General features: G+C 74.6%; 11 protein-coding genes. 1 reads left to right on the top strand and 10 read right to left on the bottom strand.

All coding sequences use genetic code 11. The annotated features are described in order from the left end of the window. Positions 1-123 precede the first annotated feature (123 nt). From G9H71_RS05150 to G9H71_RS05120, 7 genes are all read right to left on the bottom strand, one after another. Positions 124-3,552, bottom strand: a complete 3,429-nt coding sequence (locus G9H71_RS05150) for a SpoIIE family protein phosphatase (RefSeq protein WP_166279180.1) — start codon at positions 3,550-3,552, stop codon at positions 124-126. A gap of 116 nt (positions 3,553-3,668) precedes the next feature. Further along, positions 3,669-4,190, bottom strand: a complete 522-nt coding sequence (locus G9H71_RS05145; protein ID WP_166279177.1) for a flavin reductase family protein — start codon at positions 4,188-4,190, stop codon at positions 3,669-3,671. A gap of 24 nt (positions 4,191-4,214) precedes the next feature. After that, the gene (locus G9H71_RS05140) at positions 4,215-4,619 is read right to left on the bottom strand and encodes a DUF6113 family protein (protein WP_166279174.1); all 405 of its coding nucleotides are present in this window, start codon (positions 4,617-4,619) and stop codon (positions 4,215-4,217) included. 10 nt (positions 4,620-4,629) lie between these two features. Then, positions 4,630-6,639: an AAA family ATPase gene (locus tag G9H71_RS05135; protein ID WP_331272757.1), complete on the bottom strand. Its 2,010-nt coding sequence runs from the start codon at positions 6,637-6,639 to the stop codon at positions 4,630-4,632. Positions 6,640-6,748: 109 nt separating this feature from the next. Then, positions 6,749-7,642, bottom strand: coding sequence for an N-acetyl-1-D-myo-inositol-2-amino-2-deoxy-alpha-D-glucopyranoside deacetylase (gene mshB / locus G9H71_RS05130; protein ID WP_166280464.1), 894 nt, complete (start codon positions 7,640-7,642; stop codon positions 6,749-6,751). A gap of 180 nt (positions 7,643-7,822) precedes the next feature. After that, positions 7,823-9,256, bottom strand: coding sequence for a S8 family peptidase (locus G9H71_RS05125; RefSeq protein WP_166279168.1), 1,434 nt, complete (start codon positions 9,254-9,256; stop codon positions 7,823-7,825). A 220-nt stretch (positions 9,257-9,476) separates the two neighbouring features. Next, positions 9,477-10,910 carry a S8 family peptidase gene (locus tag G9H71_RS05120; RefSeq protein WP_166279165.1) on the bottom strand — a complete coding sequence of 478 codons (1,434 nt, stop codon included), beginning with the start codon at positions 10,908-10,910 and terminating at the stop codon, positions 9,477-9,479. A 149-nt stretch (positions 10,911-11,059) separates the two neighbouring features. Between G9H71_RS05120 and G9H71_RS05115 the strand changes: the two genes are divergently transcribed. Beyond that, positions 11,060-13,186, top strand: coding sequence for a S9 family peptidase (locus G9H71_RS05115; protein WP_166279162.1), 2,127 nt, complete (start codon positions 11,060-11,062; stop codon positions 13,184-13,186). Here G9H71_RS05115 and G9H71_RS05110 read toward each other — a convergent pair. From G9H71_RS05110 to G9H71_RS05100, 3 genes are all read right to left on the bottom strand, one after another. Next, entirely contained in the window at positions 13,149-14,321 is a 1,173-nt protein-coding gene (locus G9H71_RS05110; RefSeq protein WP_166279159.1) for a glycosyltransferase, read from the bottom strand. The genes G9H71_RS05115 and G9H71_RS05110 overlap by 38 nt on opposite strands. 144 nt (positions 14,322-14,465) lie before the next feature. Next, positions 14,466-15,506, bottom strand: a complete 1,041-nt coding sequence (locus G9H71_RS05105; protein ID WP_231134260.1) for an ABC transporter ATP-binding protein — start codon at positions 15,504-15,506, stop codon at positions 14,466-14,468. Continuing rightward, positions 15,469-16,154: ABC transporter ATP-binding protein (locus G9H71_RS05100; protein WP_166279156.1), on the bottom strand; the 686-nt coding region annotated here is incomplete at its 5' end. The genes G9H71_RS05105 and G9H71_RS05100, both read right to left, overlap by 38 nt.

The raw sequence follows: 16,154 nt of genomic DNA, 5'->3' as shown, positions 1-16,154 counted from the left end.
CGCGCGTGCCGGCCGGACCAGTATCCCGGCAGCCCTGCGCGCGCGCGACGCCTCCCCCACCTTCGGCGTGGCTCGGGCCCGTCCGGCCCCGCTCGCACAGCCTGCCCGGCCCGCCGAGCCTTCTCATCCGACCGGCCCGGGCCATCGCTGCGGGGTCCGCCCCGCGGCCTGGCCGCCGAGCTCGTCCCCGATCCACCGGAAGAGGGCCGCGACGTCAGCGGGCGCCACCGGCGTGAGCAGCTCGCCGCTCGCCGCCCGCGTGTCCAGCTCGCGCAGCTGCCCCTCCCACTCGTCGAAGCGGGACGACCGCAGGGCCGCGTGCAGCCTCACGTCGACGTCGTCCTCGCCCTGCTGCGCCGCCGCGAGCCGCTGCCCCTCGATCGGGAGCAGGACGTCCTCGTGCGACCTGCGCAGCGCCGTCGCCAGCCGTCCCAGCCCCGGGTCGTTGCCGGCGTCGTCGCCCGCCTCGTCGCCGCTCAGCAGCAGGCACTCGCGCAGCAGCGCCTCGACGTGCTCGCGCAGCCGCGCCCCGAGGGCGACCGGGTAGCCGCACAGCACGAGCTCACCGTCGGCCGCCGCCGTGCCCGCCACCGGCTCGGCCGGCCACTCCTCGGGCCACTCCTCGTCCGCCCACGCGGCGAGGAGCGCGTCCGCGTCCAGCTCGGGCTCCTCGGCCTGCGCGCCGAGCTGGCACCACACGGCCTTCGTCCGGGGATCGACGCGGAGCACGCCCCAGGCCTCGGACAGCGTCGCGACCAGGTCCAGGCCGCGGCCGGTGGCGGCCCGCTCGCTGTGCACGAGGCGGCGCGGCAGCGCCGGGCTGTGGTCGCGCACCTCGAGCCGCACGCGGGAGTCCAGTGGCTCGACGATGACCTCGATGGCCGTCGCGGCGTGCACGACCGCGTTGGTCACGAGCTCCGACACGCAGAGCTCGGCCCGGTCGGCGAGGTCGCTCGGGCTGTGGCGCAACCGCTCGCGCACGTAGTGCCGGCACAGCGGCACCGACGCCGCCGTGGGGTCGACGCGCAGCCCGCGCTCGCGCTCCGCGGCGACCGCGGCGTGCGGCAACAGCGGGGCGCCCAGCCGGCGTACGACGCGGACCTCCTCGCCGGTCGGCGAGCGCTCGACGGTGAACGAGTCGCTGGTGGCGGCCAGCAGGACGAGCCCGCGCCCGAGGTCGGTGCTGCCCGGCGGCAGGGCGACCGGCGCGGCCGTGCGGACCGTCGCCTCCACCCGGTCCTCGAAGAGCGAGAGCCGCAGCTCGCCGAGGGCCGGGTCCTGTGGAGGCGAGGTCACCGCGCAGGCCTCGCTGACGGCGACGAGCATGTCGCCCGTCTCGTCCTCGTCGGCTCCCCACCGCTGCATCCAGGACCGCACCTCCGCCCGCACCGCGGCGACGCCGTCCGCGTCGTTGGGCAGCGGCATCTGCACCGCCGCCCACAGCGGTGCCGGGTAGAGCTGCAGCCACAGCATGGCGACGTCGTCGGTCGAGCTGCCCGGCGGCAGGAAGCGGGCGACCAGCGCGTCGCAGCCGGCGCCGGGGTCGCCCGGCGCAGTCGCCATCGCGTGCACCAGGTCGTCCAGCCCGTCCGTGATGGGCACGTCGGACCGCTCGATCAGCCCGTCGGTGTAGACGAGCAGGCTCGCCCCCAGCTCGATCTGCAGCTCGGTGGCCTCGTAGCGGGCGTCCGGCTGCGCTCCGAGGACCACCCCCGGCTCGACCCCGAGCAGCCGCGCGCCGCCGCCGGGGTCCCGCACGACAGGGGGTACGTGCCCGGCGCTCACCGCGCGCACCTTCCCGGAGCCGGGGTCCACCGCCGCGAGCAGCAGCGTCGCCATCTCGTCCTCGCCCATCGCGAGCACGGCCTCGTTGAGCCGGGCGGCGACCTCGGCGAGCGGCAGCCCCATCTGGACGTAGATCCGCACCGCGTTGCGCAGGTTGCCCATGACCGACGCCGCCCGTACGCCGCGGCCCATGACGTCGCCGATGACGAGGAGGACCTCCCCGTCCGGCAGCTCGAGCACGTCGTACCAGTCGCCGCCGACCTGCATCCCACTCGTGCCGGGGAAGTAGCGGGCCGCGACGGCGCCGCCGGGAACGGCCGGCAGCCGCTCGGGAAGCAGGCTGCGCTGCAGCGCCTCCGCGATCCCGCGCTCCCGCTCGAACGCGCGCGCCCGGTCGACCGCCAGAGCTACCCGGTCGGCGGCAGGCTGCAGCAACTGCAGGTCGTCGGAGCCGAACTTGCCCGGCTCGCTCGACGCGACCGTGAGCACGCCCACGACCTTGCCCTCGACGACGAGGGGGACCGCGATCAGGCTGCGCAGGCCGGCGAGCTGCATGGTCGGGCGGTAGGTCGGTGACGCCGCGTCCCCGGGGGCGCCCAGGTCCGGGACGATCACGGGCTGGGCGTCGCGCGCCACCCGGCCGCCGACCCCGACGCCGACCGGCATCGACCGGTCCTCCCCCTCCGGCTCCGGCATGCCGTGCGTCGCGCGCACCACGAGCTGAGCGCCGGTGTCGTCGACGAGCAGGACCGAGCCGCTGTTGGCGCCGAGGACCTGCACGACGCGGTCGAGCATCTCGTGCAGCAGGTCGTCGAGCGGGAGCTGCGCGAGGCTGGCCTCGGTGATGCTCTGCAGCCGGGCGAGGCGCTCGCGGGCGGCCCGCTCGGAGGCCAGCAACTGCTCGGCCTCCGCCTCGGCGCGCTTGCGGCCGGAGATGTCGGTGACGACGCAGATCACCAGGCCCGGCGCGCCCTCCGCGACGGCGAGGCCGACCTCGACGGGAAACTGCGTGCCGTCCTTGCGCCGGGCAGCGAGGTCGCGCCCGTGGCCCATCAGGCGGGTCTCGGGGTCGACGAGGAACTGGCGGCGCAGCGCCGGGTGGTCGACCGCGTCGGGGTTCGGGAGCAGCACGTCGACCAGCTGGCCGACGAGCTCGCCGTGGGCGTACCCGAACACTCGCTCGGCGGCTGGGTTGATCGCGACGATCGTCCCATCGGCATCCACCAGCAGCATCCCGTTGGGCGCCGACTCCAGGATCAGCTGCGCCGTCGCCTCCTGGCGGCGCAGCGCCTCCTCGGCCTGCACGCGCACCGTGACGTCGGCGACGATGGCGCCGACGCCGACGACGCGGCGCCGGCGGTCGTAGATCGGGTAGAACCGCTCCTCCCAGTAGCGGTGCCCCGGGGCGGCCGGCGTCTCGCCCTCGATGCGCAGCGGCGGCGACACCTCGCCGGCGAAGGCGGCGTCGATCATCGGGAGGTACTGCGCCGGGTCGATGTCCGGCAGCAGCTCCATGGGCGTGCGCCCGAGGTGGGCCTCGACGGGATGCCCGTTCATCGCGGCGAGCAGCGGGTTGATCCGCTGGAACCGGAGCTTGCGGTCGAAGGTCGCGAACCCGAGCGGGCTGCTGGCGAGGACGTCCTCGATGTCGGGGGCGGGCCGCGCGAAGCGCGCGGCCCCCGTCACCAGCCCCGTGAACAGCCCCGCCCGCAGGGACGAGGCGAGCGACGGGGCCCGGCGTACGAGATCCCGCGGTCGAAAGACCACGCCAGCTCCTCCGTCCCGCCCGGGTGAACGGCGGTTCCGCTGCCGCTCCTTGCACAAGCCGTCACCATAGGTGACCGCTCTGTCCTTACCCGGGCCCGCGGCTTCCTACGAGCCGGTCAGTGCATGTGCCGGTGCGCGCCGTACTGCCCGCGGTACCAGAGCAGCGGCTCGCCGTCGGTGGGCGTGGCGGCGGACAGCACCTCGCCGACGAGGATGCTGTGGTCGCCGCCCTCGTGGACCGCGTGCGTCGCGCACTCGAGCGTGGCCAGTGCCGTGGACAGGAGCGGCACGCCGGTGGCCTCGCCGCGGCTGACCGGCACCCGCTCGAGCTGGCCGTGCAGCGGGCGGCCGCGGGTCGCGAGCCAGCCGGCCGTCGCTCGGTCGTGCTGGCTCAGCACCGACACGCCCCATACGCCGGCCGCGACGGCGGCGTCGTGGAACCTCGCCTCCAGGTCGACGCAGACGAGGACGAGGAGCGGGTCCAGCGAGACCGAGGTGAAGGCGTTCGCCGTCATGGCGTAGTCGTTGCCACCCCACGACGTCGTCAGCACCGTGACGCCGGTGGCGAAGCGCCCCACGACGCGGCGGAAGGCGTCAGGGGCCGGGGGCACCGGCAGCGGGGCGGCAGGGACGGTCATCGCGCTGCCGAGCCTACGTGAGCCCTAAGCAACCGGCGCGTCGCGTCGGCCCGGCGGGCGGCGCCGCAGCAGGCCCGACGCGCAGACCACCGCGGAGACGCCGACGACCAGCATGCCGCCGTACGCCCAGCAGTAGCCGACCGTGTCGCCGGGGACGACGACGTCGCCCTCCGGGCGGGCCGCGGACAGCGGCAGCGCCGCCGCGAGCCAGGCCAGCGGTGTCACGACGACGGGCGCCGGCGAGCGGGTGAGCGACGCGGCGCCGAAGACGGCCGCCCCGCTGGCCACCAGCCCGGCGACGAGCCCGACCGGCACGTCCCACGGCCGGACCTCCTGCAGGAAGGACCCGGTCACGCCCGCCAGCAGGCCGAGCACGGCGCCGAGCAGGCAGGCGACGACCGTGGCTGCGACGTCGGCACGGGTGCTCACGCCGCGGATGCTACGGCGCGTCCTCCGCGCCGGGTCCGCCCGCCGCGCGCGGCGCGGGCAGCTCGCGCAGGTCGATCACGTCCCCCGGGACGGCCGCTCCCTCGCCCGATCCCCGGGCCGCGGCCGCTTCGAGCACCTCGGTGATCTCGGACCCCACGAGCTCGTGGCGCTCCAGCAGCGCGTCCCGCAGCGCCTCGACCAGGTGCCGGTTCGCCGCGAGCAGCTCGTGCACGGCCGCCTTCTGCGCCTGCAGCAGGCGCTCCACCCGCCCGCGCCCTTCCACGTCGCCGACCACCCGGCCGACGAGGTTCGTGTCGGACAGCGCGCCGCCCTGCACCGCCAGGTAGGACACCAGCGACTCGTCCATGCCGACGCCGCCCACCATCTGCGCCGCGACCGTCGTCGCGTACTGCAGGTCGCCGCCCGGGCCGGTCGACACGTCGCCGAGGAAGAGCTCCTCGGCCACCTGGCCGCCCATGGCGATCTGCACCAGGCCGGTCAGCTCGGACCGTGAGCGGGTGAAGACGTCCTCCCGGTCCCCGTGCGCGAGCAGCCCGAGCGCGTCGCGCCGCTTGACGATCGTGAGGATCTCCAACCGGCGCTGCGGCGCCACCAGCCAGGCGACGGTGGCGTGGCCGGCCTCGTGGGTCGCGATGAGCCGGGCCTCGTGCTCGGTGTACGCCACCGGCTGCGCGAGGCCGACCTCGAGCAGCATCCGGGCCCGCTCCACGTCGCGCCACGACATCGAGCGCCGCCCCTCGCGCAGCGCCTGCACCAGCGCCTCGTCGAGCAGCCCCTCCAGCTTCGCCGGGCTGTAGCCCGTGGTGACCGCGGCGAGCGCGTCGCGCCGCTCGGCCCCGTCCAGCTCGGCGTCGTGGGCCTTGCGGGCCAGGAAGTGGTCGACGAGCTCGCGGCGCCCGGCCTTGGTGGGCAGCTCGAACGAGAGCCGGGCGTCGAACCGCCCGGGCCGCAGCAGCGCCGGGTCGAGCGCGTCGGCCCGGTTGGTCGAGGCGATGAGCAGCAGGTTCGGGCGCTGGCCGGCCGGCCCGCGCAGCTGGCGGTGGGCCGGCAGCAGCCCGTTGACGGCGTCGACGAGCTTGCCGACGAGCTTCTCCGCGCCCGTCGGCTCGTCGAACGACTGCAGCTGCACGAGCAGCTCGTTGACGATGTTCTGCATGTCGTTGCCCTGCGTGAACGCCGTCGTGGCCACGCCGCGCGGAGCAGCCGTGAGCGCGGGCAGGCCTTCGAGCCCGCCGCAGCCCAGGACGCCCGACTGCGCGGCGGCTCCGGCCGCGGGGGTCGCTGCCATGGCGCTGCGGGTCATGGCGATGGCGTCGAACTCGTCGATGAAGCCGACGGCCCCGCCGTGCTTGCGCGCGGCCTTGCGCAGGGCGCCGAAGTACTGGCGGACCTTGCGCTGCGACGCGCCCTGCAGACCCGAGACGAAGGAGGTGCCGGTGGCGAAGAGGAACGGCACGCCCGCCTCGGCGGCGAGCGCCTTCGCGGTGTGCGTCTTGCCGGTGCCCGGCCCGCCCTCGAAGAGCAGGCCGCGGCGCGGGCGCCCGCCCATCTGCTCGGAGAACTCCCGGTGCGCGAGGAAGAGCTGCAGCGACCGCACGACCTCGTCCTTGACGACGTCGATGCCGACGACCTCGTCGAGCGTGACGTCGAGCTGCTCGGGGCGTACGACCGTGTGCGGCGACTTCCCGCCCGCCCGCATCTGCCAGAGCAGCAGCCCGATGAGGGCCACGGGGTAGGCGAAGGCGGCGACGATCAGCCAGTCCGGCTGCGGCATGCCCCAGCTCACGGGGTCGCCGCTGAGCAGCCGGTACCAGAGCCAGGCCGCGACCGGGGCCAGGCCGAGCGCCAGCCGGCGCAGCCGGCGCTGGCGCTGCCGCTCGCGCTCCCGGGCGACGTCCGCGCGGTCGCGCCCGGCGCGCAGGCCGGCCGCACCTCCGGACGCGTCCAGCAGCGAGACGTCGAGCGGCGAGTCGGCGGGCGCGGGTGCTGGGGAGCTCACCCTGCCGATCCTGCGTCCGGGGCGGCTGATCCGCCAGAGCGTCGGCGGCAAAGCACGCGACCGGGGTGCAGGACCACCCGTTCGGCCCATCAAGCGGGCCGGTGGGTCCTCACACGCCGGTGAAGAGGTCGTCCTCCACGCCGCCCGGAACCGCCCGCTCGCCGCGCACCTGGCGGTAGTGCTCGATCGCCCAGACCTCGTCGCCGAGGTTGTTCGACAGCGCGAAGAACGGCCCGTCGAGCGAGATCTGGGTCGCGTGCGCGCGCATCGCGGCCAGCTTGGCGGCGACGTAGCCGGTGCCGTCGACCGCAGCCGTGATCTGGTCGTCGGGGACGACGAAGGTCGGCAGCTCGCCCTCGGGGTCCATGCCCTCGAACGTCGTCTCGTCCCCCGCCTCGCGCAGGCGCCGCAGCCCTTCCCTGAGCCGGGATTCAGGCATTGCGTTCCAGTAGACCTTCAGCACCTGCCAGGGCTCCCGGCCCTCGGAGTCGGCAAAGGCCGGGTCGGCCGCCAGCTCGATCCCACGCATCGCGGCCCGGTGGGCCTGGATGTGGTCGGGGTGGCCGTAGCCGCCGTTCTCGTCGTACGTCACGAGCACCTGCGGACGCACCTCGCGCACGACCTCCGCGACCAGGCCGGCCGCCTCCTCCAGGTCCGCCTGCCAGAAGCAGTCCGGCCGGTCGTTCGTGGTCAGGCCCATCATCCCGGAGTCCCGCCAGCGGCCGGGGCCGCCGAGGAAGCGGAAGTCGCGTACGCCCAGCGCCTCCATCGCCGTCGCCAGCTCCTCGACGCGGTGCTCGCCGAGCCGGTCCTCCCGGTCGGCCGCGAGGTGGGCCAGCTCGGGGACGAGGACCTCGCCCTCCTCGCCCAGCGTGCAGGTGAGCAGGGTGACGTGGGCGCCCTCGGCGGCGTAGCGCGCCATCGTGACGCCGTTGTTGATGGTCTCGTCGTCAGGGTGCGCGTGGACGAGCAGGATGCGCCGCGGGATGTCGAGGACCGCCATCTCACGCTCGGCCTCGGCGGTCAGCGGCGTCGCTTCGACGGCAGCCGCCGCCTCGTCGAGCGCCGCGCGCTCCTCGGAGAAGGGGCCGTCCTCAGGGGTGCCGGTCGTCATGCGGCCGAGCGTACGACGACGGCGCCGCCGGGATCTTCCCCGACGGCGCCGTCGCGTGCTGCGAGTGCGTCAGCGCACGGCGTCGAGCGCGTCCACGAGCCCGTGGCCGAACAGCGAGTTGTAGTCGGTGGTGCCGGTGCACTGCGCCGCGGCCGCGCCGGTCGTCGGGCAGGGCAGCGGGTCGGCCTGCTCGCGCAGGGCGGCCAGGACCTCCGCCTGGTCGGCCTTGGGGTGCGCGCTCTTGTACAGCGCCGCGACCCCCGCGACGTGCGGGGAGGCCATGGACGTGCCGCTCTTGAGCCCGTAGCCGCCGTTGAGGACGGTGGACAGGACGCTGGAGCCGGGGGCCGCCACGTCGATGTGGCCGAGGCCGTAGTTGGAGAAGCTCGACTTCGCCTTGGCCGAGGTGACCGAGGCGACGCTGACGACGCCGCCGGCCTCGGCCGGCAGGTGCAGGCAGTCCGCGTTCACCGGGCGCGTCACGACCGTGGAGTCGTTGGGGCTGGTGGTGTCCGTCGTCTTGTTCGCGAGGTTGTAGTTCTGGTTGCCCGCGGCGGCGACGTTGAGCACCTCGCGGTCGTGGGAGTACGCGATGGCGCGGCGGATCGCCTCGGAGGAGGCCGCCTGGTCGGGGTCGTTCGCGCACCAGAACAGCCACGGGTCGATGTAGTAGCTGTTGTTGGTGACGTCCATCTTGTGCTCGGCCGCCCACATGAAGCCGCAGATCGCGGCCTCCGGGTAGATGAAGCCGGCGTCGCTCACGACCTTGACGGACGCGATCCGCACGCCAGGGGCGACGCCGACCATGCCGATGCCGTTGCGGGCCGCGGCCACCGTGCCCGCGACGTGCGTGCCGTGGTCGCTCGTGGTCGGCAGCCAGGCCGCGCGCGAGGTGTCGGGCTTGCCGGAGAGGCAGCCGACGGAGCTGGCCGCGTCGAAGTTCGGCGCGAGGTCGGGGTGGGTGTCCTCGACGCCGCTGTCGAGGATGCCGACGAGCACCTTGCGGCTCCCGTCCTCGACGGCCTGGGCCTGGTCGGCCTTGATGAGCGGGAGGTCCCACTGCTGCGGCTCGAGCGGGTCGGCGCCCTCGGCGCTCTCCCCGGCCGGCGCCTCGACGACAGTGGTCTCGTCCTCGGACTGCACGACCGCGGTGGTGCGCGTCTGCCCGACGGAATCGATGACCTTCGGCCCCAGGGAGCGCAGGTTGGCCGCGAAGCTCGGGTCGGTCGAGCGGGCGACGACGACGCCGATCTTGCGGTAGGTCTCGACGACGGTGCCGCCGAACGCCTCCACCCACTCGGCCGCCTCGCGGGTGCTGGAAGAGTTGGCCTTGGTGTTGACGACGTAGCTGAGCAGCGGCCCGACGGCGGCGGTGCCGACCGCGGCCTTCGGACTCGGCGCGGCCGACGCGGTGGCGGTCGGGGCGACGGCGCCGAGGGTGGACAGGGCGACGACCGCCGCGGCCGCGCCGAGCCGGGATCGCCGGCTGGTTCCGTTCGTCAACGCTCCTCCTGAGCAGACAGCTGTGCACGTCGGGGTATGCCCAGGCTTGGGCCGACGCGGGAGGATAGCCCGGTTGTGTGACGGCTTGGTGTCCCGCGGCTCCAGCCGTTGTCGGAGCGTTATCAACCGCTTCGCCCGACCTTGCACGCAGAACGGCCGCCACCCGGAGCCCGGATGGCGGCCGTTCTTCTCACCGGAAGGGCCCGGCGTCAGCGAGCGGTCAGCTCACCGCGTCGAGCGCGTCGACGAGGCCGTAGCCGAACAGCGAGTTGTACGCGGTCGTGCCGGTGCACTGGGCCACGGCCGCGCCGGTGGTCGGGCAGGGCAGCGGGTCGGCCTGGGCGCGCAGCAGCTGGAGCAGCTGCGCCGGGTCGGCCTTCGGGTGCGTGGACTTCAGCAGCGCGGCCACGCCGGCGACGTGCGGGGACGCCATCGAGGTGCCGGAGATCGTGCCGTAGCGGTTGCCCGGGAACGTGGACAGGATGCTCGAGCCGGGGGCTGCGACGTCGATCTTGCCGTAGCCGTAGTTCGAGAAGCTCGACTTCGCCTTGGCCTGCGTCACCGACGCGACCTGGACCACGCCCGGGGCCTCGGTCGGGAGGCTCAGGCAGTCGTTGTTGACCGGACGGGTGACCGGGGTCGTGTCGTCCGGGCTGGCCGTGTCGGTCTTCTTGTCGGCGAGGTTGTAGTTCTCGTTGCCCGCGGCGGCGACGTTGAAGACGTCCTGCTTGGTGGCGTACGCGATCGCCTTGAGGACCGCGTCCTGGACCGCGGCCTGGTCGAGGTCGTTCCTGCACCAGAACAGCCACGGGTCGACGTAGTAGCTGTTGTTGGTGACGTCGAACTTGTGCTCGGCGGCCCACATGAAGCCGCAGATCGCGGCCTCGGGGTAGATGAAGCCGTCGGGGTTGACGACCTTGACCGCCGCCAGCGTCACGCCGGGCGCCACGCCCACCACGCCGACGCCGTTGCGCGCCGCGGCGACCGTGCCCGCGACGTGCGTGCCGTGGTAGTCGGCCGTCGGGCTCGCCGGGCGCCACGACCCGGACGACGAGTCGGGCTTGCCGGTGAGGCAGTTGGTCGACAGCGAGTCGTCGACCTGCGAGGCGAGGTCCTGGTGCGTGTCGTCGATGCCGTCGTCGAGGATGCCGACCACCACGCGCTTGCTGCCCGGGTTGATCTCCTGCGCCTGCGTCGCCTTGATCAGCGGGAGGTCCCACTGGCGGGACTCCATCGGGTCCGGCGTCAGCGCGGCGGCCCTCGCCGTGGCGGCCTTCCCGCCGGCCGCGCGAGCCACCGAGGCGTCGCCGTTTGACGCCTCGATGCCGGCGGTGCGCGCCTGCCCGACCGACCAGATGTCGCCCTTGGTGCCGCGGGCGCGCAGGTTCCGCGCGAAGTCAGGGTCGCTGGACCGGGCGATGATCACGCCGATCTTGCGGTACGTCTCCACCACGATGCCGCCGTTCTCGGCGACCGCCTCGGCCGCGTCGCGCGTGTGCGAGGAGTTCGGCTTGGTGTTGACGATGTAGCTGAGCAGCGGGCCGTCCTCGGCCGCGCTCGCCGTGGCCGAGGGCAGCGAAGCCCCGCCCGCGGCGAGGGCGACCCCGACGGCCAGGGTCACGAACCGGGACGACCGGCGTGGCGAATGGATCAAGGCATTCTCCTGCGACGCGCCATGTGCGCCTCTGCTGAGGCGACGCCGGAGGCTAACCCGAGGTCGTTTCCCGAGGACGCCACATCCGGCAAAGAGGCCGCCAAAAGGTTGCCGCGACGCGTCCGCGAGGTGGCTGCTTGGATGGCCGGGTGACCGATCCGAGCACCCCCGGCACCGACGGCGGCCTCTCGTTCCCCCGGCTCTCGGCGCGGACCCAGCGCTTCCGGCTGGGGGCGCCGCGCAACCTCACGGTCTCCCCCGACGGCAGCCGGGTCGTGTTCGTCCGCTCCAGCGGCGCGTACGACCGGGTCGGCCGCCTGGTCGTGCTCGACGTCGGGCCCGGCACCGAGCGGGTCGTCGTGGACCCTGCGGCGCTGCTCGCGGCGGGCGAGGAGGACCTGCCGCCAGAGGAGCGGGCCCGCCGGGAGCGGCTGCGCGAGGGCGCCGGCGGCGTCACCGCGTACGCCGTGGACCGCGACTGCCGGACGGCGGCGCTCGCGCTGGGCGGGCGTGTCGTCGTGGCGGACCTGATCGCCGGCACCGCCCGGCTGCTCGACACCGCGACGCCTGCCATCGACCCCCGGCCCTCCCCCGACGGCCGGCACGTCGCGTACGTCGCCGGCGGCGCCCTCCGGGTCGTCTCGCTCGAGACCGGTGACGACCGCGCTCTGGTCGAGCCGGACGCGCCCGACGTGACGTGGGGCCTGGCCGACTTCATCGCCGCCGAGGAGATGCACAGATACCGCGGCTACTGGTGGGCGCCGACCGGCGACCGCCTGCTCGCTGCTCGGGTGGACGAGTCTCCCGTGCAGCGCTGGCACATCCCCGACCCTGCGCACCCGGCCAAGCCTGCAGTCGAGATCGCCTATCCGTCGGCCGGGACCGCCAACGCAGAAGTCCGTGTCGCCTGTCTCGGGCTCGACGGTTCGCGCTCGGACATCGCGTGGGACGACCAGCGATTCCCGTATCTCGCTTCGGTGTGGTGGGCTTCGCACGGCGACCCGTTGCTCCACGTGCAGTCCCGTGACCAGAAGTCGGCGCAGGTGCTCGCCGCGGACGTCGTCGCCGGGACGACCCGCGTCGTCCGCGAGGACGCCGACGAGCAGTGGCTCGAGCTGGTCCCCGGCGTCCCCGCCTGGCTCCCCGACGGCCGGCTGCTCGGCACGGTCGATCACGGCGACACCCGCCGGCTCGCGGTGGACGGCGCCGCCGTCACGCCGCCGGGGCTGCAGGTCGAGGCCGTCACCGCCGTGGACGACGACGGCGTGGTGTTCTCCGGGACGCAGGACGCCTTCGCGGCCGGCCCCTGGCTCTGGCGCTACGACGGCACCCTGGAGCGGTTGAGCCCTGCCGACGGCGTCTTCTCCGCCCAGCGCGGCGGCGGGACCGTCGTCCTCACCGGCTCGACGCTGACCGCGCGGACGGCGACGCGGGTCTGCCGCCCCGACCGCCCCGAGCAGCTGCTCCGCAGCGACGCGGCGGCGTACCCCTTCCCCGCCGCGCCGGACAGCGTCTTCCCGGCCGGGCCGCGGCAGGTGCGGACGGCCGTCGTCCTGCCCCGCGAGGGCGCGCCCGGCCCGCTGCCGGTGCTGCTCGACCCGTACGGCGGGCCGGGGCACCGCGAGGTCGTCGCCGCCCAGGGGGCGTGGGTGGAGCCGCAGTGGCTGGCCGACCAGGGCTTCGCGGTCGTCGTCGCGGACGGCCGCGGCACGCCGGGCCGCGGGCCGCGCTGGGAGCGGGCGATCTCCGAGGGCCGTTGGGCCGAGGCGGTGCTGGAGGACCAGGTCGACGCGCTGCACGCGGCCGCCGAGCGCTACCCCGGGCAGCTCGACCTCTCCCGGGTCGCGATCCGTGGCTGGTCGTTCGGCGGCTACCTGGCCGCGTTGGCGGTCCTGCGTCGCCCGGACGTCTTCCATGCCGCGGTGGCGGGCGCACCGGTGACCGACTTCGCGCTCTACGACACCCACTACACCGAGCGCTACCTCGGCCTGCCGCAGGAGCACCCCGAGCGCTATGCCGCCAACAGCCTGCTCGACGACGCGCCGCGGCTGCGGCGGCCGCTGCTGCTTATCCACGGCCTCGCCGACGACAACGTCGTCTCCGCCCACACCCTGCGGTTGTCGACGGCCCTGCTGGCCGCGGGCCGCCCGCACACCGTCCTGCCGCTCTCGGGCGTCAGCCACATGACCCCGCAGGAGGCCGTCGCCGAGAACCTCCTCCTGCTGCAGGTGGAGTTCCTCAGGGAGTCGCTGCGCCGGCCCCCTGCGACAGGCTGAGCACCCGGTCGGACGGGCCGGCGAAGCGGCGATAGAGCCCGACGTGCGCCGCCGCCGCGGCCTCCCACGTGTGGCGGGCGGCCAGGGCGCGTCCGGCCCGGCGCATCGCGGCGTCCGGCGCGTGGACCAGCTCGCCGAGCTCCCAGGCCATGGCAGCGGGCGACCCGGCGAACGCGACGGACCCGGCGAACGTCTCCCGCACCTGCGGGGCGTCCGGAAGCACCACGGGCACCCCGGCCGCCAGCGCCTCGAGCGCCGGCCCGGTGCAGTCGTCCGCGCAGGCGACGGCGAAGGCGCAGGCCGCGGCGACGAGCGCGGGCATCTCGTCCTCGGGCACGGCCGCGAGCACCAGCGGACGCACCCCGAGCGCGCCGGCCCTCGCGTCCACCAGCGTGCGATAGGCCGGGTCGTCGAGCGCGGGCGACGGGCAGGCGAGCACGAGCCGGACGTCCTCGAGCTCCGGCCCCAGCGCGGCGAAGGCCTCGACGAGCTCCAGCGTCCGGAACCGCTCCTCCACCGGCCCGACGGCCAGGACGAACCTCCCCAGCCGCGAGCGCCAGGACCGGCGTGCCGCCGTCGCGACCGGGTCGGACTCGTCGGCCGCCGCCGCGAAGCGCGCCGCGTCGACGCCCTGCGGGATCACCGTCGCGGAGGTCGCGGAGGTGCCCTGCAGGCGCCCCGCCGTCGTCGCGGTCAGGCACACCGAGGCGTACGCGTCGGCGGGGCCAGGCAGCGCGCCGTCGAGGTCGTGGACGGTGCGGACGCACGGCCCGACGGCGCCGGCCGCAACGGCGTCCTGGGCGTGCACGATGTCGTAGTCCTGCGGGCGGAACACGCCCCGCAGCGTCTCCACGGCAGCGGCCGTCCGCGCGGGCGCGGGCAGGGCCAGGTCCTCGGCCACCGGCACCACGTGGAGCGTGACCGCCGGCGAGACGTGGCGGAAGAACCCCGCGCCGGCGCCCCGGCCGAGCCCCCACACCGTGACGTCCTGGCCCAGCCGCGCGAGCGCCTCGGCCAGGGCCAGCGTGTGCACCACGTGCGGCCGCGCCCGGGTCGTGCCGGTGACCAGCGCGATGCGGAGCGGGCGCTCGCCGACAGGTGCCGAGGACCGGTCCCGCAGGTCGATAGTGCGCATGTACCGAGTGGACGGGCCGGGTGTTCCCGCGGTGTTGCCGAGCGGGCACGATCCGGTAACGGTGCCGGGAGGGCAGCGGGACGGCGGCACCAGACGCCGCTGCCCCCTGCGCCGGAGGCGAGGGGGCAGCGGCACGAGGCCGGGTCAGCCGGCCAGCTGCTGGGCCGACTTCTCCTCGGCGAAGTGGCACGCGCTGGGGTGGGCGTGCGCCGCCCGGTCGACCAGCGGCGGCGGCTCCTTGGCGCAGATGTCCTGCGCCTTCCAGCACCGGGTGCGGAAGCGGCACCCGGACGGCGGGTTGGCCGGGCTCGGCACGTCGCCCGTGAGCAGGATCCGCTCCCGGGAGTTGCGCCGCGTCGGGTCCGGCACCGGCACCGCCGACAGCAGCGCCTGGGTGTAGGGGTGCGTCGGGTGGTCGTAGATCGCCTCGTCGCTGCCGATCTCGACCATGCTGCCGAGGTACATCACGGCGACGCGGTCGGAGATGTGGCGGACGACGGACAGGTCGTGCGCGATGAAGATGTAGGACAGCCCGAGATCGCGTTGGAGGCTGTCGAGCAGGTTCATCACCTGCGCCTGGACCGACACGTCGAGCGCCGACACCGGCTCGTCGCAGACGATGATCTCCGGGCGCAGCGCCAGGCCGCGGGCGATCCCGATGCGCTGGCGCTGGCCGCCGGAGAACTGGTGCGGATAGCGGTTGATGTGCTCGGGGTTGAGCCCGACGAGGTCCAGCAGCTCCTGCACCCGGCGCCGGCGGTCGCCCTTCGGCGCCACCTCGGGGTGGATCTCGTACGGCTCGCCGACGATGTCGCCGACCGTCATGCGCGGGTTCAGCGAGGCGTACGGGTCCTGCATCACCATCTGGATGCTGCGCCGCATCTGGGCGAAGTCGCGGCCCTTGAGCCCGTAGATGTCCTGGCCCCGCCACGTGACCGTGCCGGACGTGGGCTTCTCCAGCGACATGATGAGCTTGGCCAGCGTCGACTTGCCGCAGCCGGACTCGCCCACGATGCCGAGGGTCTCGCCCTTGTGCAGGTCGAAGCTCACGCCGTCCACGGCGCGCACCGCGCCGATCTGTCGGCGGAAGACGACGCCCTGCGTCAGCGGGAAGTGCTTGACGAGGTCCCGCACCTCCAGAACAGTCTCACCGTGCGTCGGCACCTGGCACCGCTCCCTGCGCAATGTCGTCCTCCGGCGCCTGCCCGAGGACAGGGTCGGAGGTGTGGTCCTCGGACGCCGCCCGCTCCAGCGGGCTGGCGAGGACCTCCTCCCAGTAGTGGCACGCGCTCCCTCGGTTCGGCGCCACCTGGTAGAGCGGCGGCACCTTCTCCACGCACGGGCCCTGCCGGGCGAACGCGCAGCGCGGGTGGAAGGGGCACCCCGAGGGGATGCGCATGAGGTTGGGCGGCAGCCCCTTGATGGCGAAGAGCTCTTCGCCCTTCTGGTCGACCCGCGGGATCGACTGCAGCAGCCCCTTGGTGTAGGGGTGCGCCGGCGCCGAGAAGATGTCGTAGACGGACGCCCGCTCCACGATGCGCCCGGTGTACATCACCGCGATCTCGTCCGCGACGTCGGCGACGACGCCGAGGTCGTGGGTGATGAGGATCAGCCCCATGTCGCGCTCGCGCTGCAGGTCCTTGAGCAGGTCCATGATCTGGGCCTGCACGGTGACGTCCAGCGCCGTGGTCGGCTCGTCGGCGATGAGCACCGCCGGGTCGAGCGCGATGGCCATCGCGATCATGATGCGCTGGCGCATGCCGCCGGAGAACTGGTGCGGGTAGTCGTCCACGCGCTCGCGGGCGGCCGGGATGCGCACGCGCTCCATCAGCT

The sequence above is a fragment of the Motilibacter deserti genome (assembly GCF_011250635.1).
In the GTDB taxonomy this organism is placed as follows: domain Bacteria; phylum Actinomycetota; class Actinomycetes; order Motilibacterales; family Motilibacteraceae; genus Motilibacter_A; species Motilibacter_A deserti.
The sequence above is the reverse complement of the archived record's forward strand: the minus strand, read 5'-3'. Positions and strand labels throughout refer to the sequence as shown.

Bases quoted from the DNA above. Each gene is read 5' to 3' on its own strand.
- G9H71_RS05145 (WP_166279177.1), bottom strand. From the start codon at position 4,190: ATGACCGTCCCTGCCGCCCCGCTGCCGGTGCCCCCGGCCCCTGACGCC.
- mshB (WP_166280464.1), bottom strand. From the start codon at position 7,642: ATGGCGGTCCTCGACATCCCGCGGCGCATCCTGCTCGTCCACGCGCAC.
- G9H71_RS05110 (WP_166279159.1), bottom strand. From the start codon at position 14,321: ATGCGCACTATCGACCTGCGGGACCGGTCCTCGGCACCTGTCGGCGAG.